Raw genomic sequence first — 6,475 nt, forward strand, 5'->3', positions numbered from 1 at the left:
TTGATGGAGGGTGGGTCCATGCGTCGGCTGCAGCTGATCACGCTCGTTGGCTTGGCGAGCCTCGTGGCGCTCGCGGGGCCTCGCGCGGTAGCGTGGGCGGGGCCGCAGGCATACATTGTCCAGCAGGGCGATACCCTGTGGGAGCTGGCCGAGGACAACGGCTGCAGCATCGAGCAGCTGCGCAAGGCCAACAAGCTGGACCGCGACGCTCCGATCGTGGTCGGTCGGCAGCTGGACCTGTCGAGCTGCGCTGGGGGTCCGGCGCGGCCCAGCGCCACCAGTCGTAGCTACATCGTCGTCTCCGGTGACAGCCTCTCTTCGATCGCTCGCCGACACAGCACCACCGTCGCCGAGCTGCGCTCGCTCAACGACCTCGAGGGCAACCTGATCAAGATCGGTCAGCAGCTGCGGGTGCCGGGCCAGGCCAAGCGGAGCGTGCGGCTGCTGGTGGGCCAAAGCCGCGGCCGACCCGGGCACGGCTGGCTGCATCAGCCGACCCAGCTGCCGCAGAGCTCGGCCTACTATCGGCGTCGCGTCGACCGGACCTGGGCGGCGGCGCACGTCATCGATCACACCGTCAACGCGGTGGCCGAAGCACGCGCCTCGTTCCCCAAGCTGCACCGGCTGGCGATCGGTGATCTGTCCGACAAAGACGGCGGGTCGCTCTCGGGCCACCACTCGCACCAGTCCGGGCGCGACATCGACGTGGGCCTGTACTACCGCAAGGTCCCGGCCGGGTATCCGAGCGAGTTCGTGGTCGCGACCAAGGGCAACTTCGACGCGGCCGCGACCTGGGCGTTGCTGGTCAGCTTCGTGCGCACGGCCGGGCGCGACGGCGGCGTGGAGAAGATCTTCTTGGACTACGAGCTGCAGGGCTGGCTCTACGCGGCCGCGCGAAAAGACGGCTGGTCCAAGGCCAAGCTCGTCGACGTGTTTCAGTATCCCGATGGGCCCTACGCCGCGCATGGGATCGTGCGTCACGAGCCCAAGCACGACGACCACATCCACGTGCGCTTCGCCTGCACGCCCGACGACGACGGCTGCAAATAGCCGCTGCGACCATCCGACTCGACACGACCTCCCGAGGCGTGCAACACAGGACCATGCCGGTCAGCTCCTCGCGCCATCGTTCACGATCAATCGCGTGGCTGGCCATCCTGCTTGGCGCTTGCACGAGCGTCACGCCGCCCGCGGGTGAGGGAGTCAAGCCCACGACGACGGTGGCCTCACCCACCGACCAGACCCCGACGGCGGCGGCGACCCCAACTCCCGAAGCCCAGGTCGAGCCGCCCCCAGTCGACGATCCCGGCACCCCCACGGTCGATCCCAGCGAGCGGCTCGACGCGCCCGCGCGCTACGAGCACCTGCTGCTTCGCGCCGCGCTGCCGATCCGCCCCCGCTACGCCGACCTGGTCTATGAAGGCAACAACAAGCACTTTCGTGGGGACGCAGACGCGGCCGGCCTGTTTCGTTCAGGCGACGAGACCGCCGTGGATTGGCGACGGTTTGCCGCGGGGGTCGGCGGATTGGTCGTGCTGCGTGACTCGCTGTTCTCGCAGCAAGATCACCCCGTCGCCCAGCGACCGCGCGCGCTCATGATCTCGCCGAGCTGGGTCACCGTCGCGGTCGCGGAGACGCTCGCCTCGCGCCCGCTGACCGCCCCACGCACCGCGCCGCTCGACGACGACGCCGCGTGGGCGGGCACCAACATTGACGCGTACTTTGGCTCGTTTCCCGTCAGTGAGCGGCTGTTTGGCGACGCGACCCGGCCGCTCGTAGGCGCAGACGCCAGCGCGCGGATCCAGATCGAGAACGCCCGGGTCTCCATGCAGATGTTGGCCGCTGCGGCCCAAGCGATGATCGCCGCGGCCCCACGCGGCGCCGAGGCGGTCGCGCAGGTTGGCGCCGAGTGGATCGCCGCCTCGGATCGCAGCTACTTTGGTGTCGAGCTACGCCGCGACAAGATCATCCCGATCTTCGTGGAGAACCCCAACGAGCACGAGCTGCGCGACGAGGGCAAGGGCCTGGGCGTGTGGGGTCGGGAGCTCGCGCCGGAGGCCCTGGCGATCACCAGGCGCGTCGTCTATGGCCGTCGCCTGCTCGACGGTCCGCTCGCGGTCGAGCGCTACGATCTCCGGTTCGAGACCGAGCACCAGCGAGCGATCGCGCTGCTCGAGGAGCTGGTCCCGCGCGGCTCGAGCGGTCACCAGCTGTGGCTATGGGTCAACGGCGGCACCGACGGCCACGGTAAGGGCGACCCCGCGGTGCCCTATATCGCCGACTTTCAGGCCAAGATCAGCGCCGCCAACGTCGAGGTCTCGCGCGTGGTGTTGCTGAGCAAGCCCAGCGTCAGGCCGTGGGGCGCCGACGGCAAGCAGATCCTCGAGGTTGAGACTGATCGCTACGCGCAGCTTGGGATCCCGCTGAGCGTGCAGCTCAGGACCGAGCAGCTGCGCAGCCTGATCGCCGATTGAGGTGTCTGTGGATCAGTTCGTCGCCGCGCTCACGTCCGCGTGGCGCGTGGCGATGTGGTCCGCGATCGCGTTGTTGCCCCCCGAGATCGAGCTCTCGAACGCCGCGTCGCTGCTCAGGAAGGTGTATCCCGGCTGCTCCCCGTCCGCGCCCACGACGTAGGGCGCGATCAGATCGTGATAGCGCTGCGCCAGCGCAGTGGTGGTCTCCAGATCGAAGGCCCCGGTCTGCAGGTCGAGGAGGTTCTGCCGGTAGGTGGCGCTGTAGACCTCGTCATCGAGCAGCTGTCGGATCATTGGCCACTGTGCGCTGATCTCCTCGAGCAGCACCGAGTCCGAGCCCGCCCCCGGCCCGCCGCCGCCGGGGCCAGGGCCACCGCCGCCTTGGATCAGGAGCGACTCATTGAGGTCCCACGGGATCCACTTGAACAGCCCGTCCGAGGGGTCGGCGTAGAGATAGTAATTGTGGGTCATCCAGCCGTAGCTGTCCCAATTGACGATCGACTGATTGGCCGCCAGCAGCAGCAAGAAGCCCTCGACATCGAAGACCGCCTCGAGCTCGGCGCGCCACTGTTCGCCCGAGCCAGCATTGAGCGCGCTAATCAACGCTTGCACGTCCGTGTAGTCGCCCAGCTCTTCGTTGGACTTCTTGATCATGCTGGCTTCGTCGAAGCTCTGGAGCCTCGCGCCCTCGCCGTCGGGTTTGTACAGGTTGCCGCCGGCATCGGCGAATTGACTGTCGAGCATTTTGTTCGAGGGGTCCTCGATCATCGTGTACAGGCCCCAGTAGGTCGGCCCGTCGCCAACGTCCACGTAAATGCGCACAAACGCCGAGCGCGCGACCGGCACGCCCGCGGCCCGGAAGATGTCGCCCCCGAGCTTATCGCGGATCAGGGAGGCGTCTTTGAAGCCGTTCGAGAAGGTCATCTTCTTGAACCCGTAAAAGCGCTGGTCGAGCAAGTCGGGGTTGGCTTGCTCGTATTCGTCGAACTTGAAGCGCAGCGAGAGCTTGTCGATGCCCTGATTGACCGCGGAGTGGAGCGACGAGTTACCCTTGTAGCGCACGCCGATCTGCCACCAGGTCTTGCCGTCGTACTTCAGGTCTGCGGGGACATAGATCGGGTCGACGTCCCAGTTGTTGCTGGCCGCGGCCTCGACGAGATCGGAGCGCATGTCGGCGTAGTCCGTGGCCGCGATCGTGAGGTCGAGCCGCTGGACCTTGGTATCGTCGAACAGTCGGTCATAGTCGGGCGTCGCGCCCTTGCAGTGACTTTCGCGGCCCCACCCGCTGGGTCGGACCAGCTCCGCGGGGTCGTCGTCACACAGACCAGCGCCGCCGTCAGTCCCGTCGGTCTCGTCGGTCCCGTCGGTCCCGCTCGAGCTGTCCGCGTCGGCGACCCCGGGGTCGTCACCGCAGGCGAAGGTCAAGGTAGAGGTGAGCAAGGCCAAGGACCAGAGCCGCGTGAGTTGCATCGGTAGGCCACACAGCAGGTTCCATGCCAGCGCGTGGAGCACCGATCTCGGGCCGCGCTGGCCGAGCGGGGACGTGGGCCGACTGGGGTCGGCAGCTTTCGCAGCTCAGCTGCAGATCACGCACGCCACCTCCCCCGTTGCCAGGCTATGATGGGGTGTGCATCGTCTTCTCGCCCCGCTCACGCTCGCTCTGTTGCTGCTCGCGCCCGCGCTCGCGCTCGCTGACATCGCGCCCTCGGGTGGATGCAACCGCTGCAGCGTCGAGGACGAAGTCGGGCAAGGCGCGGCTCTGTTCGCGTTGGTCGGGCTCGCGGGCGCGCTCGGGCTGCGCCGCCGCGGCGTCTTGGGAGCCCGAGGAGACTGAGACAGGGTGTTTCTACCCCCAGTCGAACCCGACGCGCCGGGGGGAACGCTTCGCTCTCTCTTTTACCCCCTGTTCGCTTTTTGACATGCCAACCAGCCTATTGATCACGCAGTGCCTGCAGAACGACTTCGTCAAGCCGATCGGGCGGTTTGACCCGATCCCAAACCAGCTGCATGTGGGGCACGCCGAGGCGCTGCGTCTGCTTGGGGAAATCCCGGCCGAGGGTCCGGTCGAGCGCATGATGCAGTGGGCGTATGCGCAGCCGGACGAGCTCGTGCGTGTCGTGCATATCCGGGACTGGCACGATCCCAGTCAGCCCGAGCAGCGCTCGCACTTGGCCCAATTTGGCGAGCACTGTATTCGCGACACGCAGGGCGCTCGGTTTGCGTTCACCGAGCCCGACCGTCACGCCAAGGACATCGCGGTGATCAACTCGGTCACGCTCAACGACTTCGAGGGTACGGGGCTGACCGAGGTGCTCGCGCCCTATGGCCACGGATCGTGTCGGGTGGGGCTGACCGGGGTCTGGACGGAGGCCAAGGTGCTGTTCTTGGCCTACGAGATCCGCACCCGGTTCCCCGAATTCGAGATCGCCGTGTGTTCGGCGCTCACCGCCTCGTCCTCGCGCCAGCACCACTTTCAGGCGCTCGGCCAGCTCGATCGGATCATTGGGGTCCAGGTGATCGACTCGGTCGGTGAGTTCATCGACTGGCTTGGCGGCGACACCACCAACGCGCCGCTGCTGGGGCTTCACGAGAAGTACCCGACGATCGACGCGGGTGAGGCCACGCTCGACCACAGCGACGCGATGTTGCTGCGCTTCTTGTTCCGCGACTGCCGGTCCGTCACGCTGAAGCTGCTTGGCGGCGGGTTCTCGGGCAACCTCGTGGCAGGGACCACCAGCGTCGATCTGCACGGCCACGAGCAGGTCCCCCATGTCGTCAAGATCGGGCTGCAAGCCAAGATGGGGCGCGAGCGAACGAATTTCGAGCAGATCCAGAATGTGCTGGGTAACAACGCGCCGCAGATCAGCGACTTCGCGGATCTCGACGATCGCGGGGCGATCAAGTATCGCTATGCGTCAATGGGTGGGAGCTTCACGACTACGTTTCAGAAGGAGTACCAGAGCGGAATCTCGCTCGAGAAGGTCGAGCAGGTTATTGATACTGTGTACGGTGAGCAGCTCATGCGGCTGTACAAGGCCGCGACCTTGGAGTCGGGGGACCTGCTGGAGCACTACTTTTTCTCGCCGGAGCGGGCGGCCGGGGTCCAGCGCAGCGTTGAGCAGATTGTCGGACACGAGGTGCTGGGTGACACGGTGGAGGTCGCGGAGGGCGTGGAGGTCTCGAACCCGGCGGTGTTTTACTCGCGCACGCTCGCGCAGCTGCCCGCGCGCGCGCAGGACCGGTTTTATCAAGCTCACGTGCACGGGGATCTCAACGGGCAGAACATCGTGCTCGATGGCCATGACAATGTGTGGCTGATCGACTTTTTCCATACCCGGCGGGCACACGTGCTCATGGACCTGGTGAAGATGGAGAACGATCTGCTCTACATCTTTACTCCGGTGCAGACAGAGCATGAGCTGCGCGAGGCGTTTCGGCTGACCGATGCGCTGATGGAGGTGCAGGATCTGTGGGCCGAGCTGCCCGAGCAGTGTCCGTCGCAGCTGCCGCAGATGGTGCGAGCGTGGGCGACGTTGCGGATGCTGCGGTCATACTACCGACGGCTCGTGCACTCCGACCGCGCGCCGCTGCAGCTGTTTGTGGCGATGCTGCGCTACGCTGGGCACACGTTGTCGTTTGACGAGCCGACGCCACTGCAGCTGAAGTGGGCGCTGTATACGGCGGCGCGGTGTGTGGACCAGGTTCGGGCGACGCTGACGGCTTCGACGCGGCTACGGGTTGATTTCTTGGATGCTAGTGGGGTTGGGGGTGGCCGCGTGGGACTGACGGTGCTGCCGGGGCGCCGTGATTGGCGGCGGGACCTTCGTGAGGATCTGGGATCGTTGCGGGAGGCTGGTGTCGACGCTGTCGTTTGCCTGGTGCCGCAGGCGGAGCTCGAGGGCTATGGGGTGGCGGGCTTGATCGAGGCGTATCGGGGTGAGGGGTTTGATGTGCTGCATTTGCCGCTGATGGATCAGAAGGGGGCGAGCGCGGGGGAGCTG

At 66.5% G+C, this 6,475-nt stretch carries 5 protein-coding genes; 4 read left to right on the forward strand and 1 reads right to left on the reverse strand.

Annotation, left to right across the window (positions count from 1 at the left end):
• Positions 1-18: 18 nt before the first annotated feature.
• Positions 19-1,050: a penicillin-insensitive murein endopeptidase gene (locus ENSA7_RS02165; RefSeq protein WP_181232963.1), complete on the forward strand. Its 1,032-nt coding sequence runs from the start codon at positions 19-21 to the stop codon at positions 1,048-1,050.
• A 170-nt stretch (positions 1,051-1,220) separates the two neighbouring features.
• Positions 1,221-2,474, forward strand: a complete 1,254-nt coding sequence (locus tag ENSA7_RS02170) for a hypothetical protein (RefSeq protein WP_181232965.1) — start codon at positions 1,221-1,223, stop codon at positions 2,472-2,474.
• Positions 2,475-2,486: 12 nt separating this feature from the next.
• Here the strand turns inward: ENSA7_RS02170 and ENSA7_RS02175 are convergent, their stop codons facing one another.
• Positions 2,487-3,914: a CotH kinase family protein gene (locus ENSA7_RS02175; RefSeq protein WP_181232967.1), complete on the reverse strand. Its 1,428-nt coding sequence runs from the start codon at positions 3,912-3,914 to the stop codon at positions 2,487-2,489.
• Positions 3,915-4,101: 187 nt separating this feature from the next.
• On the opposite strand from ENSA7_RS02175, the gene ENSA7_RS41980 reads away from it, so the two are divergent.
• Positions 4,102-4,308: an MYXO-CTERM sorting domain-containing protein gene (locus ENSA7_RS41980; RefSeq protein WP_146157234.1), complete on the forward strand. Its 207-nt coding sequence runs from the start codon at positions 4,102-4,104 to the stop codon at positions 4,306-4,308.
• An 85-nt stretch (positions 4,309-4,393) separates the two neighbouring features.
• Positions 4,394-6,475 (forward strand): isochorismatase family protein (locus ENSA7_RS02180; protein ID WP_106087522.1); only part of this gene is annotated, 2,082 nt, incomplete at its 3' end.

This window comes from Enhygromyxa salina, from assembly GCF_002994635.1.
In the GTDB taxonomy this organism is placed as follows: Bacteria; Myxococcota_A; Polyangia; order Nannocystales; family Nannocystaceae; genus Plesiocystis; species Plesiocystis salina_B.